12 protein-coding genes are annotated in these 17,520 nt (G+C 44.3%); 1 reads left to right on the forward strand and 11 read right to left on the reverse strand.

Annotated features, from left to right (window positions below):
* Nucleotides 1-76 precede the first annotated feature (76 nt).
* From RQP52_RS23630 to RQP52_RS23655, 6 genes are all read right to left on the reverse strand, one after another.
* Nucleotides 77-1,471, reverse strand: a complete 1,395-nt coding sequence (locus tag RQP52_RS23630) for a HAMP domain-containing sensor histidine kinase (RefSeq protein ID WP_315954132.1) — start codon at nt 1,469-1,471, stop codon at nt 77-79.
* Nucleotides 1,468-2,145, reverse strand: coding sequence for a response regulator transcription factor (locus tag RQP52_RS23635; protein WP_315954133.1), 678 nt, complete (start codon nt 2,143-2,145; stop codon nt 1,468-1,470). The genes RQP52_RS23630 and RQP52_RS23635 overlap by 4 nt, the downstream gene beginning before the upstream one ends.
* 35 nt (nt 2,146-2,180) lie before the next feature.
* Nucleotides 2,181-2,879, reverse strand: coding sequence for a 7-cyano-7-deazaguanine synthase QueC (queC, locus tag RQP52_RS23640; RefSeq protein WP_315954319.1), 699 nt, complete (start codon nt 2,877-2,879; stop codon nt 2,181-2,183).
* Between the two features lie 112 nt (nt 2,880-2,991).
* Nucleotides 2,992-3,672, reverse strand: coding sequence for a 7-carboxy-7-deazaguanine synthase QueE (locus RQP52_RS23645; protein WP_315954134.1), 681 nt, complete (start codon nt 3,670-3,672; stop codon nt 2,992-2,994).
* On the reverse strand, nt 3,672-4,145 hold the full coding sequence (queD, locus tag RQP52_RS23650) for a 6-carboxytetrahydropterin synthase QueD (RefSeq protein WP_315954135.1): 474 nt from the start codon (nt 4,143-4,145) through the stop codon (nt 3,672-3,674). The genes RQP52_RS23645 and queD overlap by 1 nt, the downstream gene beginning before the upstream one ends.
* Before the next feature lie 63 nt (nt 4,146-4,208).
* A complete protein-coding gene (locus tag RQP52_RS23655) occupies nt 4,209-4,490 on the reverse strand; it encodes a hypothetical protein (protein WP_246239435.1) in 282 nt (93 codons plus the stop codon).
* A gap of 176 nt (nt 4,491-4,666) precedes the next feature.
* On the opposite strand from RQP52_RS23655, the gene RQP52_RS23660 reads away from it, so the two are divergent.
* A complete protein-coding gene (locus tag RQP52_RS23660) occupies nt 4,667-5,296 on the forward strand; it encodes a nitroreductase family protein (protein WP_315954136.1) in 630 nt (209 codons plus the stop codon).
* Nucleotides 5,297-5,363: 67 nt separating this feature from the next.
* Here RQP52_RS23660 and RQP52_RS23665 read toward each other — a convergent pair whose 3' ends face one another.
* From RQP52_RS23665 to RQP52_RS23685, 5 genes are all read right to left on the reverse strand, one after another.
* The gene (locus tag RQP52_RS23665) at nt 5,364-6,440 is read right to left on the reverse strand and encodes a hypothetical protein (protein ID WP_315954320.1); all 1,077 of its coding nucleotides are present in this window, start codon (nt 6,438-6,440) and stop codon (nt 5,364-5,366) included.
* Between the two features lie 301 nt (nt 6,441-6,741).
* The gene (locus RQP52_RS23670; protein WP_315954137.1) at nt 6,742-8,178 is read right to left on the reverse strand and encodes a tetratricopeptide repeat-containing glycosyltransferase family 2 protein; all 1,437 of its coding nucleotides are present in this window, start codon (nt 8,176-8,178) and stop codon (nt 6,742-6,744) included.
* A 6-nt stretch (nt 8,179-8,184) separates the two neighbouring features.
* On the reverse strand, nt 8,185-9,897 hold the full coding sequence (locus RQP52_RS23675) for a hypothetical protein (protein WP_315954138.1): 1,713 nt from the start codon (nt 9,895-9,897) through the stop codon (nt 8,185-8,187).
* A gap of 114 nt (nt 9,898-10,011) precedes the next feature.
* Nucleotides 10,012-10,812, reverse strand: a complete 801-nt coding sequence (locus RQP52_RS23680) for a Cof-type HAD-IIB family hydrolase (RefSeq protein WP_315954139.1) — start codon at nt 10,810-10,812, stop codon at nt 10,012-10,014.
* A 115-nt stretch (nt 10,813-10,927) separates the two neighbouring features.
* Nucleotides 10,928-17,389 (reverse strand): PKD domain-containing protein, encoded by a 6,462-nt coding sequence (locus tag RQP52_RS23685; protein WP_315954140.1) that lies wholly within the window; start codon nt 17,387-17,389, stop codon nt 10,928-10,930.
* Nucleotides 17,390-17,520: the final 131 nt, after the last annotated feature.

Below are 17,520 nucleotides of genomic sequence, written 5' to 3' on the forward strand. Positions count from 1 at the left end.
ATACATTTCAAATATGAACCCAATATGAACAGACATCAAAAAAAGCCTGGAAATAAAATTTCCAAGCTTTCACTGTTCATGATTTCTTCAAGGTATAGGTTAAAATTGGAAGAGTGACTAAAAATTGAGTCCCTTTTCCTTGTTCGCTTCGAACCTCAATCGTGCCTTGGTGCAGGTCAATAATTTTTCTTACAATGGCAAGCCCGAGCCCGCTTCCCGTATCACGCTGCCTAGCTTGATCTACTTTATAGAACCTCTCGAAAATTCGCCCTTGATCTTCCTCCGAGATGCCGATTCCGTTGTCCTGAACCCAAATCTGAACACGATCTCTTAAGGGGACAAGCTTGATAAATATATGCCCGCCCACTGGTGTGAATTTGACCGCATTCCCTATCAAATTCATCCAAACCTGATTCAATTGATCAGCATCCGCCGAAATTTTCACTCGTGGCAATGACAAATCCATATCAAGCTGTTTCTCAGACCATAATGGCTCATAGAAAACAACGATTCTTCGCAGCTGTTCATCCAAGTCAAACGTAGTCGGGTTAAACGGGTGATGCTCAGATTCAAGCGAAGCCAGTTTCAACAAATTATCACTTAGCCGGGATAACCGGTCGCTTTCCCGTTCAATGATTTCCAGGTAGCGCAGACGCTCTGACTCATCGATTTCGGACTCTCGCAATGCTTTGGAGAAGCCGCGGATCGACGTAAGCGGAGTTTGAAACTCATGCGATACATTCGAAACAAAATCCTGCCGCATCTGCTCAAGCTGCTTCAGCTCGCCAGCCATATGATTGAAACTGTCTGCCAGCTGCCCCAGCTCGTCCTTTTGCTTCACAGCAACATGCACGTTGAAATTCCCACGAGCGAGCCGCTGTGTAGCCACTGTCAATTTCTTCAGCGGATTGACCAAGTATCGCGAAGCAACGAGAATAAGCAGGCTGCCCACGACAAGCACAATAACAAGAACCGTAATGATCGCTGTCTGTACTTGACGACGGGTCGTTTCAGATAAATTCGGATGAATGAAGAGCGCGAATGTCTTCTCATCAAGCACAAGAGGAATGCCAACTTTCATATCCCCAAGCGGATCTTTGATCAAACCATAATCCAAGCTCTTGAATACGCTGCCGTTCAAAACATAGGCTACTTCCGAGGCGCTGATCCGGGGGACTCCGTGTTTATTTAATGAAACTGCCGTCATCGGATCGCCCTGTTCATTGAAAAGCGTGAAAATGTAATTTTCATTAAAACGATTGCTCTCCGTCACGAACGTATCCAGCTGCTTCACTTGCATATCTTCGCTAAGCTTAACGATCTGACTGCCTATCGTGAGCATTTCATCCTGAAATTCACTCGTTATTAAACTTCTGAAAAATAACGTTGCCAACGGAAAGGCTACAGACACACTCACGACCACAACAGCCAAGAAAGTCAGCACCACACGGAGGTAGAGCGACTTGATCATGCTTTCACCTCAAGTCTGTACCCCAATCCGCGGATCGTGGCGATCCGAAACTCTTCAGTCAGCGGCTCGAAGCGCTCCCGCAACCTTTTGACATGCACATCGACGGTCCGGTCGTCGCCTTCGTAATCGATCCCCCAGATCTGTTCAATCAACTGTGTTCGCGTGAAAATTTGAGCCGGATAGCTAGCCAGCTTGTAAAGCAATTCAAATTCTTTTAACGGGAGGGACAGTCGTTGATCCGGCAAACGCACTTCAAAGGCAGTGCGGTCAATGACGACATTGCCGACCGCGATTGTCTGCGAAGCGTTAATACGATAGCGTTTCAGTAATGCTTTGACCCGCATCACCAGTTCCAGAGGGTCAAAAGGTTTCACGAGGTAATCGTCCGTGCCAAGCTGGAACCCTTTCACCTTATGTACGGACTCGCTTTTGGCCGTTACCATGAGTAGAGGCAAGTCTTCGTATCGCGCTCTGAGCTCGCGGCATAATTCCCAACCGTCCATCAAGGGCATCATAATATCCAGGACGACTAAATCCGCCGGGGTCGTTTCGAGCATACTGAGCGCCTCAACGCCATTGCTCGCTTGCGTCACCGTCAAACCTTCTCCAACCAAATAGACGCGTATCAGCTCCCTGATGTCTGCATCATCATCCACCACCATGATTCTGGTCACGAATCGCCCTGCCTTTCATTCAGCTTTTGAACTACTTACAGATACGGAATCGGATCTTTCGAGCCCGCTTCTTCAAAGCCCTTCAAACGCAGACGGCAGCTGTCGCAAACGCCGCAGGCTTCAGCTTTTCCGTTGTAGCAAGAAGTCGTCAGCTCGTAGGGAACTCCGATTTTCAAACCTTCCTCGATGATTTTCGCTTTCGTCCAATCAATCAGGGGCGTTTCAATCGTGATGCCTTTCCCTTCCACACCAACTTTGGTTGCCAAGGCAATGACTTCTTCCACCTTATGAATAAATTCCGGACGGCAATCCGGGTAACCGCTGTAATCGAGGGCATTCACGCCTATGTAAATCGCCTCGGAACCTGTTACTTCCGCATAAGACGTTGCGATGGAGAGAAAGAGCAAATTACGTCCAGGCACGTAAGTTACGGGGATTTCGGATTCCTCCGCCTCTCCATTCATGACGTTCGGCACATCAATGCTATCGTCTGTTAAGGCGCTGCCGCCAAAATCACGCAGGAAATCAAGCTTAATGATTTTGTGACGCTGGCTCACTCCATAGTGCTCCGCGACTTGCTTGGCATTTTCAATTTCAATTTTGTGGCGCTGTCCATAGTCAAAAGAAATCGGATACAGGTCGTATCCCGCTTCTTTGGCAATTCCCATGCAAGTGGTACTGTCCAGGCCTCCGCTTAGAATAACAACGGCTCTTTTCTTCTTATCGCTGTTCATGCTCATCATGACACCTCATTTTTTCTTATTGTCGCAAGGATAAATGACTTCGTCGTCCTTTTAGGACGAGCGCGTTTCTACTGAAAAAAGGGATACCACGGCTGGGGCGCGGCTAAACGCCGCGCATCGCCGGATCCCAAATGATCTTGTGCAGCTGCATATTCAGCTTTACTTTGGAGAGTCCCGCCTCCAGCATATGCTGGACGAGTTTGTGCGGCGGCATCGTCTCCCACACCGGGCTGAACATCGGCAGCGCCTTCGTCGGATACTTCTCCAGCACGTCCACCGCGGTGCGGAAGTCGTGCTCGCTGCCGATCACAAACTTCAGCTCATCCTGCTCGCGCAGCAAGCCGAAGTTGCTGATAATCATCTGCTCCATCTCGCCGGAGTCGGGGAGCTTGAAGTCCATAATGTATCGCACCTTCGGCGAGGCAACACGCTCCACAAACATCGCGAGATCGATCGCGCCGTTCGTCTCGATGTGCAGGTCGTCGACCTGCTCCAGCTCGGCGAGCGCGTCGATCAACGCGAGCGACTTCTCGCCGTACAGGAGCGGCTCGCCGCCGGTGAGGCAAATATGCCGGGAGCGGAACGAAGTGACCTTGCTGACAATTTCAGCAATGGTCATGACGTTCTCCGCTTCCGCGGGTGGGTAGCTGTACTTGGTGTCACACCAGGTGCAGCGCAGGTTGCAACCAAAAAGACGGACGAAGACCGTTGGGAACCCGGCACGGGTCCCTTCGCCTTCAACCGTCTCGAAGATCTCGACCATCGGAATGCGGATATCTCGCATTACTCTTCCTCCTCCATCATCGAGCGAGTGATGGCCGCGTAGGAGGTCGGCGTCTCCCACAGCCGGATTTCTTCCAGCTTAATGGCTGGATACAGATTTTCATCCTGAAGCGCCTGATGAATCTCCTCATACATCCAAACAACCATATTTTCTGCCGTTGTATTCATTGGCGGCAGCACTTCATTCAAATATTTATGATCCAAGCGATCAATGACGCGTTCTTTTGCAATACGTTTAATATCCCCAAAATCTATTGCGATCCCCCGGCTATCCACCTTACCGCGCATAATAACTTGCAGTTTGTAGGTGTGGCCGTGCAGATTTTTACATTTTCCCTCATAACAATGCAAATGATGCGCACTGTCAAACGTAAATTCCTTAGAAATCAAAACGGATTTGTGATGATATTTCAATTGGTTCTCTGTGATGTCACGTCCCAACATTTGCACATCTCTTGGGATTTCATAGCTCATATCTATCACCTCTTAATTATAAAAAAAACAGTACTCTACATTATATCATGAAGTGAGCATTTCTCACAATCTATCAACATCTGGCGGATTCCGCCTTCGCTTCTGCGTCCAATCCAAGTGACCCCTGATTTCCTGCATCCGCTCGTTTTCATCACGCAAATCCGATTCAATCGTTGCCATCAAGCACTCGATTTGATCGATCACCGTCTCCGGAAGATCAACCTCTTCCAATGATTTTACGATATAGAGCAGGCATTGCAGCGTTTCTTCCATGAGGCTTTTTTTCTTGCCTGTCAGGACAACTTCCGATAGAAATACAAGGTGGCTCAACTCTTTTTGCGTCATTTTCAAGAGGGACAACCCCTTTCTCCCTTCCATTATCCAACATTTTCCGACAACACGGAAGACCTCTTGACAACTCTAACTATAACATTTATGATTACAGTAAATTGTTGTTTTTGAGTTACAACTTTTAATATATTTTTAATAATTTTACAATAATTATTTTTGGAGGCATTTCAATGAGCACACAAGTACAATCCGCTGTTTTGAAAGTTTTGGAAGACCGTCATTCCGTTAAGCAATACCAAGCAGGACACCAAATGCCGAAGGCTGATCTTGAGCAGCTTCTTATTTCTACTTCTCAAGCTCCATCCGCATGGAACCTTCAGCACTGGAAGCTGGTTGTTATTGACGATCAAGCGCAAAAAGAGAAATTGCTTCCAATTGCATACGGTCAAAAGCAAGTCGTAGAAAGCTCCGTAGTTATCGCTGTTCTAGGTGATCTTGAAGCAAACAAAAATGCTGAGCTTGTTTTCGGTCCTGCCGTTGAAGCTGGTCATTTGCCGAAAGAAGTGAAAGACACACTTGTTGCTCAAATCGAAAATGTTTATCAATACCCGCAAGTTGCTCGTGACGAAGCGATTCGCAATGCTTCCCTTGCCGCTATGCAGCTTATGATTGCTGCTAAAGCAATGGGTTATGACACTTGCCCGATGGGCGGATACGACGCGGCGAAATTCGTTGAAGCATTCAACGTTCCTGCTCGTTACGTACCTGTTATGCTAATCAGCGTTGGTTTGGCGGCTACCCCTGCTCGTCCATCCGGCCGTTTATCCTTGGATCAAATCACCGTTTCCAACACATTCTAATTCAATAAAAAAAGGCATGGCTCTCCTAGCAAAATGGGAGGTTCATGCCTTTTCTTTTTCTCCAGGATCAATGCAATTGATCGGTCTCGAACCAAATTTCATCGATCAATTTATTCCGATACAACATGGACACATTGAAGGTTTCGTACTCTTTTTCCTTATCCAGCTCTTCCAACAACAAAGCCGCAATCAGCTCGCGATCATCGGAATCCCCCGGCTCCCTGAAGTCAATAAAACCGGTTAACTGCCGGGAGCTAATGTCGATCGTTGCCGTCCCGATGGGAAGACCGCCATACGATTGCTGATAAATCTCATACGTCAACGTATCCCCGTCATCCCTGGCCAAAATAATCGTATAATCCTCTGGATTCGGCGGAATTAACGATTCTTCCCTAATGTCATCCACAAGCTCCAATAAATCTATGTGAGTCAGCTCTATAGTGTCAATCGTTTCACCATCAAAAATCATATTGAAAATGAACGTATCCGTTTCATCTTCATCATAATCGGCTACAACCAGTTCCGTCACCGTATCCATTTCTTCATCAAAAGGATCAAATTGCCAGGTGACTTCCCCAATCACATCTGAACCATACACATGCGTGATAACTTCAGCAACCAGTTCCGATTCTTTATCGTATACATGATATTCCACACGATTTCTATACTCTCCAACATTGACGAGCTCGTACCCCAGTTGCTGCCTGCGCTGCTCAATCATGTGCAAACTTTCGGGCCCGTTCGTTCCCTCGATATCATCAAATCTGGTTTCATCATCGTTCACCCATTCATAATCAGCGTCATCATCATCCAAATAGTAATGATTTGTGCGGTTATCGCTTTCCTCCATCACTGGCCCAATGGCGTGGTCGGTCGCGATCACAAAATCATAATCACTATAGCTGACTACTACTTCGCACTCCGTAATAGCCAGTGAATCAATGACATTCTGAATATACGACTGGACAAATTCATATACACGTTCTTTGTCCTCTTGTGCAATGGACTGCCGCTCCAGATGAATCGAGCCTTTAAGTCGATCCGATTCCCTGTAGACTAGCGTTAACGTACCGACAAACTCCCCATTGTACATAATATCGCAGACTTCTCCGCCTGCTGTTTTCAGGTCGGGTCTAAGCATCATATCGGCCACGACTTTCTTCGCCTCCTCTACAGATCTAATAATTCTTCTGTAGATTGTCCCAATATCGTCCAAAATATGAGTATACAGGATAAACGTCTATACACTTCTGTCCTTTACTTCATATGCTATCCTATAGAGTCAAAAGGGAGGGATTCTGACATGTCTGCTGGATACAATAACGTAGGTGCTATTTTAGTTCTTTTCATTTTGCTGGTTATCATTACTAGCGCATTTGTGCTTTAATTCTTGATTAATTAAAAAAGGCTGTCCCTTCATCTTCATGATGGGGAACATCCTTTTTTTATTCGCTTTGTTGATTTAAACGTTTCCGTTCGGTATCAATAGCCGCGAGTTTTTTGCTTATTAAGCCTGCCGTTCGTGGATGCTGCTTCAAGGTTTGCTTATATATCGCCTTGGCGGTGGATGGTTTTCCAGCTCTTTGCGCGATTTCTGCAAGGGCTAGATCGACCTTCCATTCTCCTATTTCATGTTCGGGCGAAACCATATGACGGAAAGAGTGAAAGGCTTCTCTCGCTCTTCTCATCCCTGCTTCTGCTTCGGTATACAGCTGATCCGCTTGCTTCATACGAATTTGAGCAATCATGTAATGGGCATCCGGGAAGTCGGGATGATGGCTTAAAGCCTTCGCACCGTACATCAGAGCATGTTCCCATTCTTTCCGATGATAACTTATTTCCATCAGATATTTATACACATCAAGCAGCCTGCCAAAAAGAGGTTGAGATAATGCTCTGCGTTCCGCCTCAAGAAGCGCTTCTATGGCTTCCAGTTCTTTGCCTGCCCCGAGCAGATCACGTCCTAGATAAAACCAAGCCGCGGGATTATCAGGCTCCTCCTGGACCATTCGATACAGTAACTTCAGGTTTCGTTCGATTTTCTGCTTGTTCTTCATGACCGATGGTTCATATCCATCATGCAGCACTCTTATTTTTACCTTAAAACGTTGTGCTTCGAGATTATAGACACCGGATTGTGTGCCCACCTGTTCATGAACCCGTCCCCAATACTTAAGGCCTTTTCCTAAAGGGAATAAGCGAGCTTGTGAAAAATTATGTTTAATGTGATTTTGAATGGAGTTGATTTGCCATAAACATAATATGGCGGGAATTGCCGTTTTGTGATAAAGACCAGCAGCTTCTCGTATAGCTTTCACATCTTCTTTAACCAAATGCTCATCCGCATCCATCCAAAATACCCAATCCGAATTCATGTGTCGAAGACCTTCATTTCTCGCGGCGGCAAAATCATCCACCCAAACAAAAGGAACAATCGTGACATTCGGATATTGCGAAGCAATTTCAGCTGTCCTGTCCGTAGAGCAATCAATAAGAATAATCTCATCAACAGCCCCTTGCAGTGAATCCAAACAACGCTCAATCGTGCTTTCCATGTTGTAGGTGATTATTCCGGCAGACACCGTTACTTTTCTTACATGGAGAAGTCCCTCAATATCTACCCTTTCATCACCAGCAGGGATTTCTTTGAGTGCATCGATTACCGGCACTACCCAAGTCGCTTCAGGATCGAGCAGCCAAGCACGATAAAACGCTTTGGTCGCTGCGCTCCCATAACCTTGATGCATGAGAGCTTCCCCAAGAAATACCCAGTTTTGCGCTTCTAATGAATTAGCCCGAATGCGCTCTTTGGCTGCGAGCTCCGCTTCTTTGTAGTTCTTCTGTTTTAAAAGTTCGCTGACGGATGGTTCCATTTTTTTCATCATCAATTAGGCTGGTCCATATGATGTATAGGGGATTTTATATACAACTTTCCCATTCTCTAAGGTGAGGATAACCGTCGTGCTTGTATTTGCAGGCAAATTGACACCTTGAACATATACGCCGCATCCATGTTGAATGATAAAATGTAAATCAGAATTTGTTGATGAAACTGTTACATCTTCACCTTCACTCTGCCAATCAAATAATTTGTCTGGAAATATAGTATAGTGTGAGTCATCTCGGTTGCGCGGAGCAATATTGATTCGATCTACATAGGTATGATGATTTACTAAATCTTTGGCAATAATCGTGAAATTATTAGATTCTTGTTCTTCTTCATACATGACACCATCTGCAGCATGTGCGTCCGCCGTAAAATACAACTTGTTTCCTTCAGTCAAATCAATTCCATATGTAATCGAAGTAACTGAAGGATTCTCATGATACACGGAATATTGAACAGAAGCCCCCGCCTCTTGCGGAAACATTTGATTTAAGTCAAACTCTAAGGTGCTGTTTTCATATAAAAAACTCTTGGATAATTCATTTTCATAAAGATCGTAATTCTCTTTAACTACAAAACAGATGGATTCTTGCTCGCTATCTGCCTTCATATGTTTAAATTTATAGATACCATTAAGCGGTGATAACGTAACATGAGTTCCGTTTATGCTGGGTATACTACCAAATCCCTCGCTAACATTCATAATTTCCATATCAATATAGGAACTGTCGTCTACGTTATTGAAATAATTGCGCATATCCAGGGTGATAGAAGCACGTTCCTCTAAATCAAATCGTTCCGAAGGCTGTACAAGAATGGGAACTGTCCCTGAAACAACACCACCCTCATTGTCATAAACGACTACAGGGAGATACACGGGTTCACTCGATGCTTTAAGTGGAGTCAGAGATTGGCCATACTCCGTATTATTGACCCGTATGTATTCGTTCCCTGAAGTTGGGAAAACAACATTTAAATATGAATTCTCATTGAACTCATTCGACTCATCGTCAGGATCCTCAAAAAACTGATGAATATCAAAAGATAGCGGACTTTCACCATAAGAATTAACATCCACATCGACACCAGAAAAAGCCTCAAACGGCATCACATTCATTTTTGGTACGGGCATTAAATTCCCCGGTTGACTATATGGATCGTCTTTCTTGATTGTTGGTGAGGCAAGATCAATATGTTCCATCAGCTCTTCAATCTTTGACTTTTCTGAATACTGAGATGAGAAATTCTGCAGCACGGAAACAACATTTTTAATATTAAAATTTGAACTAGTCCCGCTTCCGGAGCTTGGAACGATGATTACATTAAAGGTGTCGTCGAAAGTCGCCTCACTCTCATAAGGGGTTACCGTTACAGTAAATGTGGCGAGTCCTGTTGGAGAATTTGCTACTAGCGGGTTCGCGTTTATTTCTAAAATGCCATAACGTAGTAAACTTTGGTTTACAGTTGCCAGCGTCGAAGTATTATTAATTTGGAACTCCCTGCCAGCATAGTAGAGTGTGTGTAAATTAATATATTTTTTCCCGCCCTCAGGAATAACAATCGTCTGCAGCTTATCGTGGTTTAAAATTGGAATTTCCGTCTCCACATTCGCCGCAACAGGCACCGTCAGGAATGGCACAGCAATCATCGCGGTACTAGCAATGGCCCCTACCAGTTTCTTTTTTCTACTAAAACTCTTCTGTTCTTTCCCCATAATGACACCACCGTCGTCTAGTTATTTCCCTCATTCTACCATAGCCTGGTAATAGGAAGAACCCCCGAAACGACAAAAATCCCCAAAAATCGAGGATTTTATAGGAAATTTAACTTATAAACAATATTTAACTAGGGCTTTATGCACACCTTCATCATTGTTCGATGCGGTTACCGCATCCGCGGCTTCCTTCACCCCGTCCGGTGAATTTTCTACCGCGATACCAAGTCCGGCAAATGCCATCATTTCCAAATCGTTATAATAGTTGCCAATAGCCATAATTTCGCTCGGATCGATCTCTAAGGTTGCGGCTAAAGCCTTCAACGCGTTTCCTTTATTCGCCTTGGCGCTCATCACATCTATGAATAAATCGCCACTCCGAATCATTCGCAAATGACCATACAACTGCTGCTCATCCCATTCCTGTTGAACTCGATCCAGCATCTCCGGGTTACTAAATAGTGTAAATTTCACTATCGGCAACCCTAGTTCAGATACATCCGTTACGAGTTTGGGACTAACCAGAAACTTGGTATACATCTCTTTTTCGTATTCGCCAATTCGCTCAATGTACATATTAAAAGATGTGCAAACATCGAAATGAATGCCCTCTGTCCTTACGTAATCCAACATGGGGGCAATTTCCGGCAGCGTAAAGGAAAACTCATTCACTAATGTTTTGCCTCGTTCGTCTGCGTGAACCGTCGCCGCTCCGTTATGCGTAATCATCGTTCCTTCTAGTCCAAGTTGTTGCAGGATGGGCAGCGTGCTGTCAGGAGCTCTTCCTGTACACAAGACGATATGCGCCCCTTGATCATGCACTTCCTGGATCGTTTCAATCGTCTGCTCGGTTAATTCATGATCGTCATTCAAAAGCGTTCCGTCAACATCCAATGCAATTAATCGATAGTTCAAGGTTTTCTCGCTCCCTTAGTCATAGCCTTTTTATCGATAATTGTATCATAGGACAGCTTGGGATTCACCGTTTCATACAAAAAGCAGCTATCCGCAGATAACTGCTTCTTAGAATTTATTGAACCCTATGAACACCTACGGATTTATTGACATTGCCGATAATATTTACGTGAATATCTTCTGTTTTTATCACGCCATTGCGATATCGTATTCGAAAATGAATCGTTTGCAGACCTTCAGGTAATCCCTCCGAGAATGACTGAAATTTTGCATCGAAGATTTCACCCCAAAAAGATGTCGCATCCCCTGCCGGACTTAAACGCTCGGGTACATAGAGCAATTTACCGTCTAACCCTGTTGTATCTATCCATGCCGTAACTTCGTCAACAGGTTCCGGCGAGCTTTGACTAAATACCACAAAAATTTCACCGGAGTAAAAATCCTTCGGCGCTGCCACTGTTTGGTGACCACTTTTCTCATGTAAAAGCAGCCAATTGTTCGTATAAGTCACATTCGAGTGAATCGTCAATGGAGCCGCTGTAATTATTTTGACAATCGAGTTCGAGAGCCGTCCATCTGACACAGTAAGTGTCACTTTATAAACACCGGGAATAAGGAACCTGTAGCTAAATGTTGGTGAGGAAAAGAGAACCTCCGTCCCATTGGGCTGCTCCAGTTTCCATGCATAGCTCAGAGAATCCCCATCAGGATCACAAGAGGAATTTATGCTTTGAACCACATCGCCTTCCCAGACCGGCTTAGGAGTCCAGTCAAACTGAGCTACAGGAGCCCGATTGATATAAAACCAAGTTGGCGCTGAATAATCAGACCAAACAATGCCATCGAATACTCTTACTATGACACGCAGTTTCTGCGCAGGAGGGAGATCACGATTAACTTGCCAACTTCCCGCATTTGAAGCTGCACCTTGGTAAAACTGTCCAGAATCCAGAACCATCACGTCATTAGCCTCATTTGTAATTAGCAGCTGAAAATAAGTGAAAGTTGTGCCGGGATCTGGATCCGTTTGTGTCCATTGAAAAGTAGGACGAAGTTCAGTGTATATCGTAGGCGCAGCCTGCGTCCCATTTGGTACTGTCATCGTCACGGAGGGAGGTCTGTTCAAAGTGAACCATCCGGAATTGGACCATTTGGACCAGTACCTGCCGTCATTTACACGAACCTGAACTTGAAATGGGCCTGATTGGCCTTCAAGCACAGACAGGTCGAATTGTTCGATTGGATGAACCGTCCATGAGCTGCTTGTCGTTTCGTACTTGCAACTTCGCCATGAACCCGAATTACTATTATAGGTGCACAAATGAGCGTAGCTGCCTCCTTGAATGGCTTCATTCGTTACCCCATTATCTTGGTATGTGACCTGATTGCCATTATCATCAAGGATTCGATACTGGAAACTTTTATATTGCGTTGGAACGTCTGGATCTGATTGATTCCAAGAGGGTATGAGCAAGCCACTTGTTATCGGAGTAGGTGTAGCGTGTGTTCCATCGGGAAAGGTTAATACAGCAGATGGCGGGTATCCCTTGCTAAAGTATTTCTCCGACCACTGCGACCACATCCCTTTTTCATCCTGTACACGTATTCTCACCTTATAAACTCTATTATCCTGTAAAGTCATTGGAGCAATGTAGCTTAAACCAACCGTCGCTCCTTCGCTTTTTAGATGACTATTCTGAATAAGAGTTGGAGTAAACTGATTTACCCATCGATATTGCGGATTACTAGAATAATCGTAGTAGTAATATTGAACGTCGATTTCAGACTTTACAATGTAACTATCCGCATCGTAATCAACAGCATTCCAAGCAAACAGCGGGTTTGATGATGCTGCCCCTGATGGAAGATTAAAGTCAGAGCTGACAGGGTTGGTTATATCTACAAAAGGAGCATGATTGGCAGGCGGAGCGTCTAACCAAATATACGCCTCTGCCCAGTCTGACCAAGCGTTGTACTCATCTTTTACAGCTACCCTGAACGTATATAACCCGACTTCTTTGACATGATCGATAAGCCCCGGGACTGCAGTGCCGTCCGGAAGAATGTATTCATATCTACGATCAAGGACCCCTTTTGTTAAGGCATAGTTCATTCCTGTAGCTTCTGTAGAGTAATTTGTGGAACTTAACCATCGATCCGGATCATAGCTTTGTGAGTCATCGCATGTCACTTTATAATACAAATCTTGACTGCAAGAGATCTTACTGATTGGTTTGCGATGAATCAAAACATTTCTTGAATAAGGATCCGACTCCGAGACGTAATCGGCAAAAGTTAGATTAGGATATGTATAACCTAGTGGTGCGGGATCATCAACGCCAATATACGAAAGTTTATAGATACCAACTTTATCAAGTATTTTCGTTGGAGCGCCCATTAATGTCTGGCCATGATAGCTGGACAAGCCGCTTTTTCCATCGCCAGCATCCAAAAATTTGATCGAATTGGTATGCTCATACTTCCATTTATCTTTAACAATCAGATGCGGATCGTTCTCTGGGTCCTCATATGTGATCCCGTACGTCAATTCTTCCCCAGCTATTCCTATATCGCTTATTATCGTGTTATCAACAATAGGTATTTTCACATAAACGTTACGTAAATGAGAACCAAAGCCACCGATGAATGCTCCATAAGTCCCTGAAGTGAACGTAAAGTCCGATGCTTCAAAAATGGGAAGCTGACCTAATCTAACCTTGAATTTCGATCCTCTAACTGAAACTTTAAGGTTTACAAAATCTGTCGTGCTCAGACTAATAGGGCTGCTTCGCAGAACTATGCGATCCCCGTTCACTATTTTGCTAAGAGAAATCCAATTTGATGTCAATTCCAGCCTATACATATTCCTATTGTTCTGCGCCCTGAAAATAAACCCTGACGGTGAATTCAAGCTGTAATTCAAATTCGTTTGCATAAAGTCAAAGGAGTAGTCCGCATCGCTTATATCCGTGTCTTTCTTTAGAACTTGGCCGACCTCAGAAGATGCATACAATTTGGGACTGGCAACCGCCCCCTTTATCGTGTAGAAATAATACTTATTAAACGAACCTGATGAATCTTCGTCATAACTTGAGACGTAACTGCCAACACTGCAGCTGCCGCAAGATTCCCATACAAAATTATACCTTCGGAGCTTGTGATATCGTTCCTGGAGCTGTAGATAGTATTCACCGTCTGCCCCGAATCCTGATGATACAATCGTAAACTGCCTATTTTCATATAAGTATTGTTCATTGCTTGAGTAATCCTTGGGACGTAAATTTGCCGTCGTGAAGTCTGCAACTTTTGTGGCAAATTTATCAGCGACTGTTATTTTATTAAACCCATCTACGATGTACACATAGCCATCTTCAGAAACATCCCATTTTACTTGCACGATCGAGCTTGTTGTACGATCTGAGCCTTCTCCTCTAATAACACTTCCATCCCGGGATTGGCTGCTATCGTCTCGATTGACCGTACTTATATCTACTCGCTTCGTAACACCCGTTTGTTTGTTATACGAAGTCAGATAATTCGTGTAAATCCCTCTGTAAGCTGAGTTACTGCCACTATTTGAATAGCTGGAATTACTATAAGTACTCTTATAATCCTGATGCACATAAACGGTTACTTCGGAATCTTCATATACAGCCCCATCTCCTGAATTTGGCCTTGTAATTGTTACCGAAGGTACTTCAAAACCTGTTTCCACATCATACCAACGTGAAAGATCACCGCCACCACAATAAGAGCAGTAATTAGGATTAAAAAGTACATAAGGTATTTTTATTTTCGTGCCATCATCATTAATCTCCATGTTAGTTGCATTGCCAATGTGATTAGGCTGTGTTGGTAGAGCAAAAAAGCCGGCAACCGAAGGACTGTTACTCTCGAAGCTTTTCACCCACGAAACTTGACCAGATGCATTTTTCCTCGTATAGTCGCACCACCAATGATAAACATCGTCATCACTTGAGTAGTTTTCAAAATAATATTTGCAGGATAAACTATAGCTGCCTCCTTTGGCGTCAAATGTTAAATAATTGCCTGTATTGCTTGCTGTCAGCGGATCAATACCACTGAGTTGGGTCGTTGTAGGTTGACCAATCGGACTACCTTGCCAATCAACCTTTTGCACCGTGTAGGGGATTGCACCGCGAACGGCTACTCCGCTTTTTTTGCCTAAATATTGAGTGTCATACAAAGGTGGCATGCTAAAGCTGCTTCCCACGTCAAGTCCAACAGTCGCTGCAGCGTTAGTAAAAATCAAAGAGCTGGCAGGCGCTTTATAGGGCGACTTACTAAAATGTGAAGTAAATCCTTTCGTAATAGGGTTGTACGTGAAACCAATATCTTTTGTTTTATGTAAGTTCGCATTTGTAAGTGTAGAACCTTCCCATTGGTCCCCAAATGCCATTAGCAATTCGTTCTCAGATACGGTTTGAAACAAAGGAGGTTCGGGATTTGCACTAGTTACCGTGAATACGACCTCAGGCGAGTCATTTTTGATATCAATCACAAAAGATTTCGTATCCGTTAACCCCCAATCCTCCTTGGTTTTAACGGTAAGCTTATACTTCCCTATCTTCGCAGCCGGCAGCTGTGCTGTTCCACCAACTGCAATAGGTAAATTGAATGGCATATGATCATTAAAAATCCCATCATTATTACTGTCATAGACATAGTTAATCGTAGTTTCAACAATGATATCCCCATCAGGGCTAAATGAAATATCCCGAAATGGAATGTTCCCACGAACCGCGAAAAGCGGGAGGTTAATGACCGCAACAGGAGGTTTATCCTCGACGACATTAATGTTTTTGATCGCTTTATTCTCTGGTAGACTTCGTACACCATAGTTGTCTTTGACTTCGAGAGTAACGGTTTCCATACCGACATTTGGATAAACCGAAAGATTATTCGTCCAAAAATACTCTGTAATTGTCCTGTTCTTAGCTGGTCGGCTGCAAGCGCCGTTGATGGCATTAGGGGGAAGAGGTCGATTTTGCACGACGCGATTTGGAACATTAATGCATGGAACTGGTTCCGGACGCATGATTGTTATTGTCGCTTCCTTCTGCGTACATGCTCCTTTGTCATCGCACATTTTTGCCGAAATTGTATGATCTCCGGCTGTTGATGCCGTTAGCCATGTCAGTTTATCCTCTCCTTTTAAATAGCCCATAGAAGGAAAACTTTTAATCCAAGGACTTGAGCTGTTTGCAAACAACCATTCAAAAGAAACAAAATCATCATCAGGATCATAATGGTTCGGCGCAATTTCTGGCAGCAATCGTACATTCAGTTTGTCTCCAACTACCGCTTCTGACAGGGATGTGCGAGTGTAATAATCATTGTCCGGAAACCATCCGATTTCGAACTGTGGCGGTTTATTTGGAGGCTTAGGACCTAGCGTAAATTTCCCCTCATAAAAATAAGAAGTTCCTCCACAACTATCCTCAAGCTGGTAAGAAATATCCACCTGCCCACTTTGCATGTTGCCAGGATAGCCTATGAAACCCATCATCCCATAAGCAAAAATAGACATATCGTTCACTGATGTACTGCCCAGTGTACTCCAACCATATTGAACGTTTTCCCCCGTTGCTTGGGATAAAATAAAACGTCCTCTAACCGGTGTACAACTGGACGGAATTGTCCAATCCGCTTTTATCATATTAGAATCTTTCCATGTAATTGTAGGCTTGTCTGCCGAGGTTTTTCCGGAATAGCTACCGCCTTTAGGCGCACAGCTAGCTTGTGGAGTAATAATCTGGGAAAGCGTATTATTCGTGGAAGAGGTTTCTGAGATATCGTCATTAGTATCTACCGCTAACGTAATGCTCTTTGTACTATTGAAGGTGTAGGGGACTATCTCGTTTATGCTCTCACCTGGCGGAAGTCCTGCCGTGTAGGTAAAAGTCTTGAACACAGCGCCGTCAGCAGCTACTGTCATTTTGAATGTGCTGCCATTCGGGATGGACACACCAGCGTTTTTGAACTTGATGGTGAGGTTCGTGCTTGCACCCGAGAGGACACAACTGCCGGCATCGATTGATATAGCGGCTAGATCGGGTTTGTTTGGTGGGGTGTAGGTGACTTCGATGTAGGTTTGGTATTTGTAGGTTTCTCCTTTCCATAGGCCTATGGCGTACATGTGGTAGTTTCTTACAAGACCACCCGAATCGTCTAGATCTTCATGCTCCTCAATTTGTGAAACAGGGACACTCCCATCCAAAAGCATCATCGTTCGTATCATGCCTTGACCGGCTGAGTTCCCTTTACCCACTGATAATGGGATTGCTCCATAACCCGCATTTGGCTTCTCCGCATCATATATCTCTACAGTGCTCTGATCAATCTTATCACCATCGGAGATAACTGCACCTGCACTGGATATACTTGCAGTTGCCTCTGAGTCAAACCAATAGTTAGGCCTTGCTACTTCATACGCACTAGTAACCGCATACCCTTCTTTGTTATAATCTTTAACTTTATCACCGCTTGCTGCATGACCAGTTGCTAAAGATTGACCATCTTTTTTGTATTGGTCAGAGTCATAGGAATACCTCAAATCAGGCCCGTTATTTGACAGGTTAGAATAATCGAACTGAGCAGTCGTATACCTTACACGACCATATAATGGAATAGGTCCAGGAAAGTGAGATTTAGGGCTCCCATATGAACCATTAAATTCTACTGGAA

The sequence above is a fragment of the Paenibacillus violae genome, from assembly GCF_032461945.1.
Classification (GTDB): Bacteria; Bacillota; Bacilli; order Paenibacillales; family NBRC-103111; genus Paenibacillus_E; species Paenibacillus_E violae.